At 49.3% G+C, this 12,440-nt stretch carries 21 protein-coding genes; all 21 read left to right on the plus strand.

All coding sequences use genetic code 11. From position 1 onward, the window contains the following. Positions 1 to 12 precede the first annotated feature (12 nt). The 21 genes from rpsH (at position 13) to rpsI (ending at position 12,325) form a co-directional block, all read left to right on the plus strand. Complete coding sequence (rpsH, locus tag P398_RS0103320) at positions 13 to 411, plus strand: 30S ribosomal protein S8 (RefSeq protein ID WP_021066614.1); 399 nt, start codon at positions 13 to 15, stop codon at positions 409 to 411. A 33-nt stretch (positions 412 to 444) separates the two neighbouring features. Continuing rightward, positions 445 to 984 (plus strand): 50S ribosomal protein L6, encoded by a 540-nt coding sequence (gene rplF, locus P398_RS0103325; protein ID WP_024372191.1) that lies wholly within the window; start codon positions 445 to 447, stop codon positions 982 to 984. 34 nt (positions 985 to 1,018) lie between these two features. Continuing rightward, positions 1,019 to 1,381 (plus strand): 50S ribosomal protein L18, encoded by a 363-nt coding sequence (rplR, locus tag P398_RS0103330; RefSeq protein WP_024372192.1) that lies wholly within the window; start codon positions 1,019 to 1,021, stop codon positions 1,379 to 1,381. A 20-nt stretch (positions 1,382 to 1,401) separates the two neighbouring features. Further along, on the plus strand, positions 1,402 to 1,902 hold the full coding sequence (gene rpsE, locus P398_RS0103335; protein WP_021066616.1) for a 30S ribosomal protein S5: 501 nt from the start codon (positions 1,402 to 1,404) through the stop codon (positions 1,900 to 1,902). 15 nt (positions 1,903 to 1,917) lie between these two features. Further along, positions 1,918 to 2,103 (plus strand): 50S ribosomal protein L30, encoded by a 186-nt coding sequence (gene rpmD / locus P398_RS0103340; protein ID WP_024372193.1) that lies wholly within the window; start codon positions 1,918 to 1,920, stop codon positions 2,101 to 2,103. Between the two features lie 33 nt (positions 2,104 to 2,136). Then, complete coding sequence (gene rplO, locus P398_RS0103345) at positions 2,137 to 2,577, plus strand: 50S ribosomal protein L15 (protein ID WP_021066618.1); 441 nt, start codon at positions 2,137 to 2,139, stop codon at positions 2,575 to 2,577. Next, positions 2,577 to 3,866, plus strand: a complete 1,290-nt coding sequence (gene secY / locus P398_RS0103350; RefSeq protein WP_024372194.1) for a preprotein translocase subunit SecY — start codon at positions 2,577 to 2,579, stop codon at positions 3,864 to 3,866. Before rplO ends, secY begins: the two co-directional genes overlap by 1 nt. Before the next feature lie 78 nt (positions 3,867 to 3,944). Beyond that, the gene (locus tag P398_RS0103355) at positions 3,945 to 4,595 is read left to right on the plus strand and encodes an adenylate kinase (RefSeq protein WP_024372195.1); all 651 of its coding nucleotides are present in this window, start codon (positions 3,945 to 3,947) and stop codon (positions 4,593 to 4,595) included. Further along, positions 4,592 to 5,350 (plus strand): type I methionyl aminopeptidase, encoded by a 759-nt coding sequence (map, locus tag P398_RS0103360; RefSeq protein WP_024372196.1) that lies wholly within the window; start codon positions 4,592 to 4,594, stop codon positions 5,348 to 5,350. Before P398_RS0103355 ends, map begins: the two co-directional genes overlap by 4 nt. Before the next feature lie 105 nt (positions 5,351 to 5,455). Further along, positions 5,456 to 5,674, plus strand: coding sequence for a translation initiation factor IF-1 (gene infA / locus P398_RS0103365; protein ID WP_021066622.1), 219 nt, complete (start codon positions 5,456 to 5,458; stop codon positions 5,672 to 5,674). Positions 5,675 to 5,704: 30 nt separating this feature from the next. Beyond that, complete coding sequence (gene rpmJ / locus P398_RS0103370; RefSeq protein ID WP_003156543.1) at positions 5,705 to 5,818, plus strand: 50S ribosomal protein L36; 114 nt, start codon at positions 5,705 to 5,707, stop codon at positions 5,816 to 5,818. A 19-nt stretch (positions 5,819 to 5,837) separates the two neighbouring features. After that, a complete protein-coding gene (gene rpsM, locus P398_RS0103375; protein WP_024372197.1) occupies positions 5,838 to 6,203 on the plus strand; it encodes a 30S ribosomal protein S13 in 366 nt (121 codons plus the stop codon). Between the two features lie 16 nt (positions 6,204 to 6,219). Beyond that, entirely contained in the window at positions 6,220 to 6,615 is a 396-nt protein-coding gene (rpsK, locus tag P398_RS0103380; protein WP_021066624.1) for a 30S ribosomal protein S11, read from the plus strand. Positions 6,616 to 6,707: 92 nt separating this feature from the next. Beyond that, on the plus strand, positions 6,708 to 7,652 hold the full coding sequence (locus tag P398_RS0103385) for a DNA-directed RNA polymerase subunit alpha (RefSeq protein WP_021066625.1): 945 nt from the start codon (positions 6,708 to 6,710) through the stop codon (positions 7,650 to 7,652). A 24-nt stretch (positions 7,653 to 7,676) separates the two neighbouring features. Beyond that, a complete protein-coding gene (gene rplQ / locus P398_RS0103390) occupies positions 7,677 to 8,030 on the plus strand; it encodes a 50S ribosomal protein L17 (protein WP_012727650.1) in 354 nt (117 codons plus the stop codon). 69 nt (positions 8,031 to 8,099) lie between these two features. Next, entirely contained in the window at positions 8,100 to 8,936 is an 837-nt protein-coding gene (locus tag P398_RS0103395) for an energy-coupling factor transporter ATPase (protein WP_024372198.1), read from the plus strand. After that, positions 8,912 to 9,790 carry an energy-coupling factor transporter ATPase gene (locus P398_RS0103400; protein ID WP_029334049.1) on the plus strand — a complete coding sequence of 293 codons (879 nt, stop codon included), beginning with the start codon at positions 8,912 to 8,914 and terminating at the stop codon, positions 9,788 to 9,790. The genes P398_RS0103395 and P398_RS0103400 overlap by 25 nt, the downstream gene beginning before the upstream one ends. Continuing rightward, the gene (locus tag P398_RS0103405) at positions 9,787 to 10,578 is read left to right on the plus strand and encodes an energy-coupling factor transporter transmembrane component T family protein (RefSeq protein WP_029334050.1); all 792 of its coding nucleotides are present in this window, start codon (positions 9,787 to 9,789) and stop codon (positions 10,576 to 10,578) included. The genes P398_RS0103400 and P398_RS0103405 overlap by 4 nt, the downstream gene beginning before the upstream one ends. Continuing rightward, a complete protein-coding gene (gene truA / locus P398_RS0103410) occupies positions 10,575 to 11,315 on the plus strand; it encodes a tRNA pseudouridine(38-40) synthase TruA (RefSeq protein ID WP_029334051.1) in 741 nt (246 codons plus the stop codon). Before P398_RS0103405 ends, truA begins: the two co-directional genes overlap by 4 nt. A 154-nt stretch (positions 11,316 to 11,469) precedes the next feature. Beyond that, positions 11,470 to 11,907 (plus strand): 50S ribosomal protein L13, encoded by a 438-nt coding sequence (gene rplM / locus P398_RS0103415; RefSeq protein ID WP_024372202.1) that lies wholly within the window; start codon positions 11,470 to 11,472, stop codon positions 11,905 to 11,907. A gap of 25 nt (positions 11,908 to 11,932) precedes the next feature. Beyond that, positions 11,933 to 12,325, plus strand: coding sequence for a 30S ribosomal protein S9 (gene rpsI, locus P398_RS0103420; protein WP_021066631.1), 393 nt, complete (start codon positions 11,933 to 11,935; stop codon positions 12,323 to 12,325). The last annotated feature ends 115 nt before the right edge of the window (positions 12,326 to 12,440 follow it).

The raw sequence follows: 12,440 nt of genomic DNA on the forward strand, positions 1-12,440 counted from the left end.
GAGGTACATCGCATGGTAATGACAGACCCAATTGCAGATATGCTTACACGTATCCGTAACGCTAACATGGTTCGCCATGAAAAATTGGAGCTTCCAGCTTCTAATATCAAACGTGAGGTTGCAGAGATCCTCAAGCGTGAAGGTTTCATTCGCGATGTTGAATATATCGAGGACGCTAAACAAGGTACACTTCGTCTTTTCCTTAAGTATGGAGCAAGCAACGAACGTGTTATCACTGGTCTCAAACGTATTTCGAAACCAGGTCTTCGTGTATATGCAAAAGCAGATGAAGTACCAAAAGTACTCGGAGGACTCGGTATCGCAGTTCTTTCGACATCAAAAGGTCTTATGACTGATAAAGAAGCTCGCCAACAACAAGTCGGCGGCGAAGTGCTCGCCTACATCTGGTAAGTCACTTTTCTAACAAGAACGGAGGTGTAATCAATGTCACGTATTGGTAAAAAACCAGTTACGATTCCAGCTGGCGTTACTGTAACAGTTGCAGAAGACAACACGGTCACAGTAAAAGGTGCTAAAGGTGAACTTTCGCTTTCAGCTAACCCAGCATTGGAAATCAAAGTTGAAGAGAACGAATTGACTGTCGTTCGTCCGGATGACTCGAAAGAGAACCGTACGATCCACGGTACGACACGTGCCCTTATCGCCAACATGGTGGAAGGTGTGTCTAACGGATTCCAGAAAACACTTGAGATCTCAGGGGTTGGTTACCGTGCTGCTAAGCAAGGGAACAAACTCGTCCTCAGCCTCGGCTACTCGCACCCAATCGAGTACGTTGCTGAAGAAGGTATCGAGATCGAAGTTCCTTCAAACACGCAAATCATCGTAAAAGGGATTAACAAAGAGCGCGTCGGTCACGTTGCTGCTCAAATCCGCTCGTACCGTGCTCCAGAACCTTACAAAGGTAAAGGTGTTCGTTACTCTGATGAACGTATTCGCCGTAAAGAAGGTAAGACTGGTAAGTAATTCGTCACGAAATGAACGGAAAGGAGTGGCATAAATGATCACAAAAGCAGATAAAAATGCAGTTCGTAAAAAGCGTCATGCTCGTGTACGTCGTACGATCACGGGGACAGCAGCTCGTCCACGTTTGAACGTATTCCGCTCAAGCAAACACATTTACGTACAACTCATCGATGACGCGTCACAAACAACGCTTGTGTCAGCATCTTCGAAAGATAAAGCTCTCGATCTTACAAACGGTGGTAACGTTGAAGCAGCGAAAGCTGTCGGTAAACTTGCTGCTGAACGTGCACTCGAGAAAGGTATCGACACTGTTGTGTTCGACCGTGGTGGATACCTCTATCATGGCCGCGTCAAAGCTGTTGCTGAAGCAGCTCGTGAAGCAGGTCTTAAATTCTAATAAAAAGGAGGGGACACTCGATGCGCCAGTTAGACGTTAACATGGAACAACTCGAAGAACGCGTTGTTACCGTAAACCGCGTCGCGAAAGTCGTGAAAGGTGGCCGTCGCTTCCGTTTCGCCGCTCTCGTAGTCGTAGGTGACAAGAATGGTCACGTCGGTTTCGGTACAGGTAAGGCACAAGAGGTGCCAGAAGCGATCCGTAAGGCTATTGAAGCCGCTAAGAAAAACATGGTTCAAGTACCAATGGTCGGTACAACAATTCCACACGAAATCACAGGAGTATTCGGAGCAGGTCGTGTATTCATGAAACCAGCTTCTGAAGGTACTGGGGTTATCGCAGGTGGTCCGGTTCGTGCCGTACTCGAACTTGCAGGTGTAGGTGACATCCTTTCGAAATCGTTAGGTTCTAACACACCAATCAACATCGTCCGCGCGACGGTTAAAGGCTTGACAGAGCTTAAAAAAGCAGAGGAAGTTGCTAAACTACGCGGTAAAAGCGTAGAAGAACTTCTTAAATAAGGGAGGGAACTAGACATGGCGAAACTCGCAATCACCCTCACACGCAGCATTATTGGCCGTCCTGAGGATCAGCGTGTAACAGTACGTACACTTGGTCTTCGCAAAATGCATCAGACAGTAGTTGTCCCTGACAACGTCGCGATGCGCGGTATGGTCAAAAAAGTGTCGCACCTTGTGACTGTAAAAGAAATCAACGAATAATCAAACGATCTTAATAAATAAGGAGGTGCCACTATGAAACTCCATGAATTGAAGCCAACTCCAGGTTCACGTCACGAACGCAACCGTGTCGGTCGCGGTATGGCGACTGGTAACGGTAAAACTTCTGGCCGTGGACACAAAGGTCAAAAAGCTCGTTCGGGCGGTGGCGTTCGTCCAGGATTTGAAGGTGGGCAAAACCCACTTTACCGTCGTCTTCCAAAACGCGGTTTCAACAACCCTACTCGTAAAGAGTATGCAGTTGTTTCCCTAGACACGCTTAACCGTTTCGAGGCAGGTACTGAAGTTACTCCAGAACTCTTAATCGAGACTGGTGTTGTCAGCTCTGCTAAAGACGGGATCAAAGTACTTGCTAACGGCAAGCTTGAAACGAAATTGACTGTAAAAGCCAACAAATTCTCGGGTGCAGCGAAAGAAGCGATCGAAGCAGCTGGCGGTTCAGTTGAGGTGATCTGATGTTTCAGACGATCTCCAATATGTGGCGCGTGAAAGATATTCGACAGCGTATTCTCTTCACACTCGCAATCATCATCATTTTCCGCATCGGGGCCCATATCCCGGTGCCGATGGTGAATACGGATGTGTTGCGTTTTGACTCAGGTGGTCTTTTAGACTTCTTGAACTTGTTTGGAGGAAATGCTTTACAGAACTTCTCCCTGTTCGCAATGGGGATCATGCCGTACATTACGGCATCGATCGTCGTGCAACTCTTACAAATGGACGTCGTACCGAAGTTTGCCGAATGGGCGAAACAAGGTGAGGCGGGTCGTAAGAAGTTAGCGACGGTCACGCGCTATGGAACGATCATCTTAGGATTTATTCAAGCGACATCATTGTCGTTCGGATTCAACCGTCTCTACCCAGGTCTCGTCAATGAGACGTGGGGAACGGCGACCTACTTTGTGATCGCGATTGTACTCACTGCAGGTACAGCGTTCTTGATGTTCTTAGGTGAGATGACGACGGAGAAGGGTGTTGGGAATGGTATTTCCATCATCATCTTCGCCGGAATCATCGCTGGGTTCCCAAGAATCTTCACGCAGATTTATGAAACGAAACTCCAAAATGCTGGAGATGCGTTATTCATTAACATTGTTTACTTGGTTGTATTGGCGTTGGTCATTTTGGCTGTGACGGTTGGGATCATTTATGTTCAACAAGCGGCGCGCAAAATCCCGATTCAATATGCGAAGCGCACGGCGAACCGTACCCCAGTGGGCGGTCAGTCGACGCACTTGCCGATCAAGCTAAACGCGGCTGGTGTTATCCCGGTTATCTTCGCGATTTCCTTCATGGTGACACCGCCAACTGTTGCAAGCTTCATTGCTTCTCCGGAAACGACGCAAAAGTTGCAGACTTACTTTGATACGACAGCTCCGATCGGAATGTCGATCTATGTAGCGCTCATCATCGCGTTCGCTTACTTCTATACGTTTGTTCAGGTCAACCCGGAACAAATGGCAGAAAACCTGCAGAAGCAAGGTGGTTATATTCCTGGGATTCGTCCTGGGGCGCAAACAGAACAGTACATCACGAAGTTGCTCTATCGATTGACTTTCTTCGGAGCGATCTTCTTATCGCTCGTCGCGATCATGCCGACAATCTTCATTAAGCTTGCCGGTCTTCCAACTTCGGTGCAAATCGGAGGGACGAGCTTGTTGATCGTCATCGGGGTAGCCCTCGAAACGATGAAACAAATCGAAAGCCAACTCGTAAAACGACACTACAAAGGCTTTATCCGTTAAAGCGGAAGGAAGGGTGAACCCTTCCTTCCTGTCGTGTTACGACCTGTTCGTGAAAAACAAAACTGGAGGCTAACTGAGATGAATCTAGTACTCATGGGCTTACCGGGTGCAGGGAAAGGGACTCAAGCGGCTAAAATCGTCGAAGAGTATCAAATCCCACACATTTCGACAGGCGACATGTTTCGTGCGGCAATCAAAGGCGGAACGCCACTCGGAAAAGAAGCAAAATCGTTCATGGATAAAGGTGAACTCGTACCGGATGAGGTAACAATCGGAATCGTACGTGAGCGCTTGAGTCAAGATGATACGAAAAACGGCTTCTTGCTCGATGGATTCCCGCGTACTGTTGCTCAAGCAGAGGCACTCGAAAGTTTGCTTAAAGATTTGGGAAAACAGATTGACCACGTCGTCAACATTGATGTGGATGCGGAAATTCTCGTTCCGCGTTTGACAGGTCGTTGGATCTGCCCGACGTGTGGAGCGACATATCATGTGATCTTCAACCCGCCAAAAGTGGAAGGCATCTGTGATGTGGATGGGTCGGCACTCATGCAACGTGAAGACGATAAAGAGGAAACGGTCCGCCGTCGCCTTGACGTCAACATCGAGCAATCGAAACCACTCATTGACTTTTACGCTAAAAAAGGGTATCTTCGTACATTGGATGGAGATCGTCCAATCGATGTCGTTTATGCCGATGTCAAAGCGTTACTCGGTGATACTGAATGATCATCACGAAGACGCCTCGTGAAATTGCGATTATGCGTGAGGCTGGGCAAATTGTTGCTCGAACGCACCAGGTGCTCAAAGAGCATATCAAACCAGGAATCACGACGCTTGACCTCGATCGGATTGCGGAAGATTACATTCGCAGCCAAGGTGCAACACCTTCGTTCAAAGGCTACAACGGGTTTACCGGTAGTGTTTGCGCGTCGGTGAATGAAGAACTTGTTCATGGCATTCCCGGAAAGCGGGTATTGAACGACGGAGATATTATCTCCATCGACATCGGTGCTCACTATAACGGATACCATGGAGACTCGGCTTGGACTTATCCAGTCGGGACAATCTCGGAAGAGACACAGCGGTTACTTGACGTAACTGAAGAAAGTCTGTATAAAGGATTGGAGCACGCCAAGGCTGGGCAACGATTAACGGATATCTCACATGCGATTCAAGCGTATGTCGAGTCACACGATTTTTCGGTCGTCCGCGAATACGTCGGTCATGGTGTTGGACAAAATTTGCATGAAGAACCGCAAATCCCACACTATGGTCCACCGGGGAAAGGGCCACGCCTGAAGACTGGAATGACGTTAGCTATCGAACCGATGGTGAACGCTGGTCAACGCTATGTTCGAACACTGGCTGACAACTGGACAGTTGTGACAGTGGACGGTAGCATGTGCGCCCACTTTGAGCACACCATCGCCATCACAGACGATGGATACGAGATTTTAACGAAACTCGATTCCGGTGAATGAGGCTCTATTGCTTCGTGCTGATCCGTTACGGATCCTTCTCTCACAGTACAATGCGATAGATCGTCTGTGCTCCTAAATATCTTCATATAGAAAGGGGAATAAATGATGGCGAAACAAGATGTCATTGAAGTGGAAGGCACTGTTGTCGAACCACTTCCAAACGCAATGTTTAAAGTGGAGTTAGAAAACGGCCACACGGTGCTCGCGCACGTCTCAGGGAAAATTCGGATGCACTACATTCGAATCCTTCCAGGTGACCGCGTAACTGTCGAGTTGTCTCCGTACGACTTGACTCGCGGGCGGATTACGTACCGTTACAAGTAACTCCGATTTTTCCAGGAGGAGGGTATAATCATGAAAGTAAGACCGTCGGTAAAACCGATCTGCGAAAAATGTAAAGTTATTCGTCGTAAGGGTAAAGTAATGGTAATTTGCGAAAACCCGAAACACAAACAAAAACAAGGTTAATCTAAGAGGAGGTGCACACATGGCACGTATTGCTGGTGTAGATATTCCACGCGAAAAACGTATCGTTATTTCGCTCACATACATCTTTGGTATTGGTAAAACAAGAGCACAAGAAATTTTGAAGGCTGCAAACGTATCTGAAGATTCACGCACACGTGATTTGACAGAGGACGAAATCAACCGTATCCGTGAAGCAATCGACGGAATCAAAGTTGAAGGTGACCTTCGTCGTGAAGTTTCACTCAACATTAAGCGTTTGATCGAAATCGGCGCATATCGCGGTGTCCGTCACCGTCGTAGTCTCCCTGTTCGCGGTCAAAACACGAAGAACAACTCGCGTACTCGTAAAGGCCCACGCCGTACAGTAGCGAACAAGAAGAAGTAAAGGAGGGAATTGAACAATGGCGAAACGTAAGCAAAACGTACGTTCTAAACGTAAAGTTAAAAAACATGTTGAAGTCGGTGTGGTACACATCCGTTCTACATTCAACAACACAATCATCACTATCACTGATACGCAAGGTAACGCGATCTCATGGGCTACTTCTGGTAACCTTGGATTTAAAGGATCACGTAAATCGACTCCGTTCGCAGCACAATTGGCTGCTGAAACTGCAGCGAAAGTTGCAATGGACAACGGTATGCGTACAGTAGAAGTTAACGTTAAAGGTCCTGGTGCTGGACGTGAAGCGGCTATCCGTGCCCTCCAAGCTACTGGTCTTGAAGTAACTGCAATCCGTGACGTAACTCCAGTTCCGCACAACGGTTGCCGCCCTCCAAAACGTCGCCGCGTATAATCGCTTGAGCGTGTGATGGGCTTACCTAGCACGGACAGCATATACAATGCAGTGCAAGCTGCATGGCAGGATACACTCAAGGAGGGGTTCAGATGATCGAGATTGAAAAACCAAAGATCGAAACGGTCGAAATCAGCGAGGATGCTACGTTTGGTAAATTCGTAGTCGAACCGCTTGAACGTGGATATGGCACGACTCTCGGTAACTCACTGCGTCGAATTTTATTGTCATCGCTCCCTGGTGCAGCGGTAACGGCAGTACAAATCGATGGCGTGCTTCACGAGTTCTCTACGATTGACGGTGTCGTCGAAGACGTCACACAAATCGTATTAAACCTGAAGAAGTTAGCGCTCAAAGTGTACTCGGACGAAGAGAAGACGCTTGAGATTAATGTTTCAAGTGCCGGTGCTGTCACTGCGGCAGACATTACCCATGATAGCGACGTTGAAATCTTGAATCCTGAGCTCCACATCGCGACTCTCGCTGACAACGCGACGCTTCGCATGCGTTTGACTGCTCGCCGTGGTCGTGGTTACGTCCAGGCAGAAGATAACAAACGTGATGATATGCCGATTGGTGTCATTCCAATCGATTCGATCTACACACCGATTCAACGCGTGAACTACGAAGTAGACAAAACACGTGTCGGTCAAGACGCTAGCTTCGATAAGCTTCTATTAGACGTGTGGACAGATGGTTCAATCCGTCCGGAAGAAGCGGTATCGCTCGGGGCGAAAATTTTGACAGAACACTTGAACATCTTTGTTGGCTTGACTGACGAAGCTCTCAATGCAGAAATTATGGTCGAGAAAGAAGAAGACCAAAAAGAAAAAGTACTCGAAATGACGATTGAAGAACTCGATCTCTCAGTTCGTTCGTACAACTGCTTGAAGCGCGCTGGCATCAACACTGTTCAAGAACTCGCAAACAAATCTGAGGAAGAGATGATGAAAGTCCGTAACCTCGGACGTAAATCACTCGAAGAAGTTCAACTCAAGTTGGACGAGCTCGGTTTGGGCTTGCGTAAAGAAGACTAAGTTCAACCGAAGGAGGGAAATGTAATGGCTTATTCGAAACTTGGCCGTACAAGCTCACAACGTAAGGCACTTTTGCGTGATCTTGCAACTGACCTTATTATCAACGAGCGCATTCAAACAACTGAACAAAAAGCGAAAGAACTTCGCCCAGTCGTTGAAAAATTGATCACTCTTGGGAAACGTGGCGATCTTCATGCCCGTCGTCAAGTAGCTTCATTCGTTCGCAAAGAGAACGCTGGAGAAAAAGACGCAATCCAAAAATTGTTCGAAGACGTGGCACCACGCTACGCTGAACGTCAAGGTGGATACACACGCATCATGAAAGTCGGCCCACGCCGCGGTGACGGTGCTGAAGTTGTAATCATCGAACTCGTCTAATTCATTAGGCAGTCAACAGGGCATGCGGTGACGTATTGCCCTGTTTCCACATCGGAAAGGAGTCGACAGATGGAAACGCAGATTATGGTACGCGATATCGTGTTTCGTTACCCGGGACAGACCGAGCCAGCCTTAAACGGGCTGTCACTCGATGTATACAAAGGGGAATGGCTCGCCATCGTCGGCCATAACGGTTCTGGTAAGTCGACTTTAACGAAGCTGTGGAACGGGCTTTTGCTTCCTCAAGAAGGAGAAGTCCGGGTAGAGACACTTGATCCGACGAACGCCACAGACGTGTGGGACGTTCGAAAACGGGTCGGTGTCGTCTTCCAAAATCCCGACAACCAGTTTGTCGGGGCGACCGTGCGCGATGATGTGGCATTCTCTCTCGAAAACATGGGACTTCCACGTCAAGAAATGGTTCGTCGAATTGATGACAGTCTAGCGCGCGTTGGATTATCGGAACTAGCGGACCGTGAACCGCATCAGTTATCCGGTGGACAAAAGCAGCGTGTTGCGATTGCTTCGGCTCTCGCAATGCGCCCGCATGTCCTCGTGCTCGATGAAGCGACCTCGATGCTTGACCCGATTGGGCGTAAAGAGGTGTTACAAACGGTGCAACAGCTCGTCTCAGAAGGGATGACCGTTGTCGCCATTACCCACGAGCTCGACGAAGTGTTGTTTGCTGACCGTATTATTGCCCTGTCGAAAGGCGAAATCGCCATGACCGGGACACCTGAAGACGTGTTTCAACATCCGGACGCGTTACGTGCCATCCAACTCGATGTGCCGTTCATTGTCAGGATGCAACTCGAACTGAAGGAACGAGGCATTCCACTCGATCGTCTGATGCTACAACATTCGGAGTTGGTGAATCATCTATGCCGATTAGCATTGAAGAAGTGACTTACCTATACCAATTGAATACTCCGTTTGAACGAACCGCGCTGCGCGATGTGAATGTAAGAATTCCGTCGGGGGCGCTTGTTGCGTTTCTTGGCCATACCGGCTCAGGAAAGTCGACGCTCGTTCAACATTTGAACGGACTATTGCGACCGTCGAAAGGGAAAGTCGTCGTCGACGATATCGAAGTCCGGGCGATCACAAAACGACGTGACAAAAAACAAAGCTTACTCCCGCTTCGGCGCCGCGTTGGGCTCGTCTTTCAATATCCCGAACATCAACTGTTCGAAGAGACGGTCGAACGCGACGTCATGTTTGGTCCGCGTAATTTTGGTGCGGCCGAGGCCGAAGCGAAAGAGCGGGCTCATGCCGCTCTCCGTCTCGTCGGTTTAGACGAGGCGCTATGGACACGTTCCCCGTTCGACTTGTCAGGGGGACAAATGCGCCGTGTGGCGATTGCAGGCGTGCTCGCAAGCCGTCCTGACGTGTTGGTCGTCGATGAACCGACAGCCGGGCTCGATCCACTCGGGCGCCGGGAGATGCTCAGTTTGTTCAAACGGTTGAAAGAAGAACTCGAGTTGACGCTCATTCTCGTCTCGCACGACATGAATGACGTCTTGACGTACGCCGAACGTGTCGTCGTCATGGAACGGGGCGCGGTTGCCTTCGATGGGGATCCATTCGTCTTGTTCCGTGACGAAGCGCTCGTTCAGTCGTTGCAACTGGATGTTCCACACGTCCTCGCGCTAGCGCTCGAACTCGCGCCCGCGTTCGGAGAACCGGCTCCATCGTTACGGACAGAGAGTGAGTTGGCGGATTGGATTGCGGCCCAGCTGCAAAAGGAGGGACCCGTGTGATCATCGGACAATACATTCCGGGGCACTCATGGCTTCATACGCTCGATGCCCGGGCGAAGACGTTATTTATTCTCTTGTTCATCCCGGTCGTCTTTTTGGCGGACAACTTATGGACGAACGTGTTCTTGCTCGCGTTCACACTGTTTGCGGTCAAACTGTCGCAACTGTCTTGGCGCTACTTATGGAACGGGTTGCGGATGATTCTGTTTCTCATCATCTTCACGCTCCTCTTGCAACTGTTCTTCAATCGGGACGGGGACTTGCTCGTCTCGTTCGGACCGTTCGCGATTTACTCGGAAGGGATTCGCATGGGGCTGATCGTCTCGCTTCGTTTCTTTTATCTCGTCATGTTAACGACACTCGTCACGCTCACGACGACACCGATGGAACTGACGGATTCGATTGAGGCCGGACTCCGTCCGCTCGAACGCTTCAAAGTCCCGGCGCACGAGATCGCCCTCATGCTGTCCATCTCTCTTCGGTTCTTGCCGACGCTCGCTGACGAGACAGACCGAATCATGAAAGCGCAGCAGGCCCGGGGCGTGGATTTAAAGAGCGGCCCGATCAAAGACCGTCTCAAAGCGGTCGTTCCCCTTATGATCCCGTTATTCGTATCGGCGTTTAAGCGTGCTGAGGACCTCGCTACGGCGATGGAGGCCCGTGGGTACCGTGGGGGCGAAGGGCGGACGAGATGGCGGGAGATGACGTGGCATCGCCGTGATACGGCATTACTCGTCTCGTTCGTCGTATTGACGCTTATGTTGTTAGGATTGCGAGGGATTGGATGAGACGAATTAAAATGACGATCGCCTATGACGGGACGAACTATGCCGGTTATCAAGTCCAGCCCAACGGCAACACGATTCAAGCGGAAGTGGAGGCGGTCTTGAACCGGATGCATGGCCGAGCGGTTAAAGTCGTGGCTTCAGGGCGTACCGATGCGCGCGTCCATGCGAAAGGGCAAGTGCTGCACTTTGACACCCATCTCGGTATGCCGGCCGACCGTTTCGTCAAGGCGTTGAATGCGATGTTGCCGGATGACATTCTCGTCAAGACCGCTATCGACGTAGAGACAGACTTTCACGCCCGCTACGGAGCGAAGCGGAAAGAGTATCGCTATTTCATACGAGCGGAAGCCGATCCGTTCCGACGCCATCATGCCGTGACGGTAACGTATGATCTTGATATCGAACGGATGCGGGAAGCGCTCGTCCATTTAGTCGGCACGCACGACTTCACGTCGTTCTCCGTGACAAAAGCGGAAGTGAGTGACCGCGTGCGAACGATCTATGAGGCGGGACTAGTAGAAACGGAGGACGAGATGTATTTTCGTTTCGTCGGTTCGGGCTTCTTGTACAACCAAGTCCGAATCATGGTCGGGACGTTGCTCGAGGTCGGCAGGGGCAAGTACGAGCCGGCCGATATCGTCCGGATGTTAGGCGAAAAAGACCGCCGCGCCGCTGGAATTACGGCGCCGCCGCACGGCCTTTATTTATGGAACGTGAATTATGAAAAAGTAGATTGACATTCCCTTTATAAAATCGTATTATATTCATTGGCATTTCATTTTCATATTGAGAGATGAACCACAATCTTAGCCCCGTAAACTAGGATTATGATAAAGCATCACCCAAGCAGTAAAAAAATTTAGTGAACAGACATTTTAGGAGGTATTCCACATGCGCACGACATTCATGGCAAAAGCATCTGAAGTAGAACGCAAATGGCTCCTTATCGACGCAGAAGGCAAAACACTTGGTCGTTTGACTAGTGAAGTAGCATCACTTCTTCGCGGTAAGCACAAGCCAACTTTCACACCACACGTTGATTGCGGAGACCACGTCATCATCATCAACGCTGAAAAAATCCACTTAACTGGTAACAAGTTGAATGACAAGATCTACTACCGTCATTCAGGTCATCCAGGCGGTTTGAAATCACAAACTGCAAAAGAGCTTCTTGCAAAACGTCCAGAGCGTATGCTTGAACTCGCGATCAAAGGGATGCTTCCAAAAGGATCACTCGGTCGTCAATCATTCAACAAACTCCACGTTTACGCTGGAGCTGAGCACAAGCACGAAGCACAAAAACCAGAAGTTTACGAACTTCGCGGTTAATCGGGACACAGGGAGGAACTAAACGATGGCAGATGTACGTTACTACGGAACAGGCCGCCGCAAACACTCGGTGGCTCGCGTTCACCTCGTTGCAGGTGACGGTAAAGTTGTTGTAAATGGCCGCGATATTTCAGAATACTTCGGTCATGAGACTTTGATCATGATGGCTAAATCACCACTCGTATTGACTGAAACAGAAGGTAAATACGATGTAATCGTTAACGTTAACGGCGGTGGATTCACTGGACAAGCTGGAGCGATTCGCCACGGCGTATCACGTGCGCTTCTTCAAGCGGACCCAGAATTCCGTCCAAGCCTCAAAGAAAAAGGCTTCTTGACTCGTGACGCACGTATGAAAGAGCGTAAAAAATACGGTCTTAAAGCAGCACGTCGCGCACCACAGTTCTCGAAGCGTTAATCTTCGAACAATTTGGTTCAAACTCTCTGCCCATCGGGGTAGAGAGTTTTTTTGTTGCGCGTGAAATTGTTGATTTCCATCCCCTCAAGAAAACGCTTTTTTTGATATACTGTTA

The sequence above is a fragment of the Exiguobacterium aurantiacum DSM 6208 genome, from assembly GCF_000702585.1.
In the GTDB taxonomy this organism is placed as follows: domain Bacteria; phylum Bacillota; class Bacilli; order Exiguobacteriales; family Exiguobacteriaceae; genus Exiguobacterium; species Exiguobacterium aurantiacum.

What these genes read in the sequence shown, in the direction of transcription:
- P398_RS0103385 (WP_021066625.1), top strand. Translation starts at nt 6,708, where the DNA reads ATGATCGAGATTGAAAAACCAAAGATCGAAACGGTCGAAATCAGCGAG.
- rpsH (WP_021066614.1), top strand. Translation starts at nt 13, where the DNA reads ATGGTAATGACAGACCCAATTGCAGATATGCTTACACGTATCCGTAAC.
- infA (WP_021066622.1), top strand. Translation starts at nt 5,456, where the DNA reads ATGGCGAAACAAGATGTCATTGAAGTGGAAGGCACTGTTGTCGAACCA.
- rplM (WP_024372202.1), top strand. Translation starts at nt 11,470, where the DNA reads ATGCGCACGACATTCATGGCAAAAGCATCTGAAGTAGAACGCAAATGG.
- rplR (WP_024372192.1), top strand. Translation starts at nt 1,019, where the DNA reads ATGATCACAAAAGCAGATAAAAATGCAGTTCGTAAAAAGCGTCATGCT.
- secY (WP_024372194.1), top strand. Translation starts at nt 2,577, where the DNA reads ATGTTTCAGACGATCTCCAATATGTGGCGCGTGAAAGATATTCGACAG.
- rplQ (WP_012727650.1), top strand. Translation starts at nt 7,677, where the DNA reads ATGGCTTATTCGAAACTTGGCCGTACAAGCTCACAACGTAAGGCACTT.
- rpmJ (WP_003156543.1), top strand. Translation starts at nt 5,705, where the DNA reads ATGAAAGTAAGACCGTCGGTAAAACCGATCTGCGAAAAATGTAAAGTT.
- rpsK (WP_021066624.1), top strand. Translation starts at nt 6,220, where the DNA reads ATGGCGAAACGTAAGCAAAACGTACGTTCTAAACGTAAAGTTAAAAAA.
- map (WP_024372196.1), top strand. Translation starts at nt 4,592, where the DNA reads ATGATCATCACGAAGACGCCTCGTGAAATTGCGATTATGCGTGAGGCT.
- P398_RS0103355 (WP_024372195.1), top strand. Translation starts at nt 3,945, where the DNA reads ATGAATCTAGTACTCATGGGCTTACCGGGTGCAGGGAAAGGGACTCAA.
- rpsI (WP_021066631.1), top strand. Translation starts at nt 11,933, where the DNA reads ATGGCAGATGTACGTTACTACGGAACAGGCCGCCGCAAACACTCGGTG.
- P398_RS0103395 (WP_024372198.1), top strand. Translation starts at nt 8,100, where the DNA reads ATGGAAACGCAGATTATGGTACGCGATATCGTGTTTCGTTACCCGGGA.
- rpsE (WP_021066616.1), top strand. Translation starts at nt 1,402, where the DNA reads ATGCGCCAGTTAGACGTTAACATGGAACAACTCGAAGAACGCGTTGTT.
- rpsM (WP_024372197.1), top strand. Translation starts at nt 5,838, where the DNA reads ATGGCACGTATTGCTGGTGTAGATATTCCACGCGAAAAACGTATCGTT.
- rplO (WP_021066618.1), top strand. Translation starts at nt 2,137, where the DNA reads ATGAAACTCCATGAATTGAAGCCAACTCCAGGTTCACGTCACGAACGC.
- truA (WP_029334051.1), top strand. Translation starts at nt 10,575, where the DNA reads ATGAGACGAATTAAAATGACGATCGCCTATGACGGGACGAACTATGCC.
- rplF (WP_024372191.1), top strand. Translation starts at nt 445, where the DNA reads ATGTCACGTATTGGTAAAAAACCAGTTACGATTCCAGCTGGCGTTACT.
- rpmD (WP_024372193.1), top strand. Translation starts at nt 1,918, where the DNA reads ATGGCGAAACTCGCAATCACCCTCACACGCAGCATTATTGGCCGTCCT.
- P398_RS0103400 (WP_029334049.1), top strand. Translation starts at nt 8,912, where the DNA reads ATGCCGATTAGCATTGAAGAAGTGACTTACCTATACCAATTGAATACT.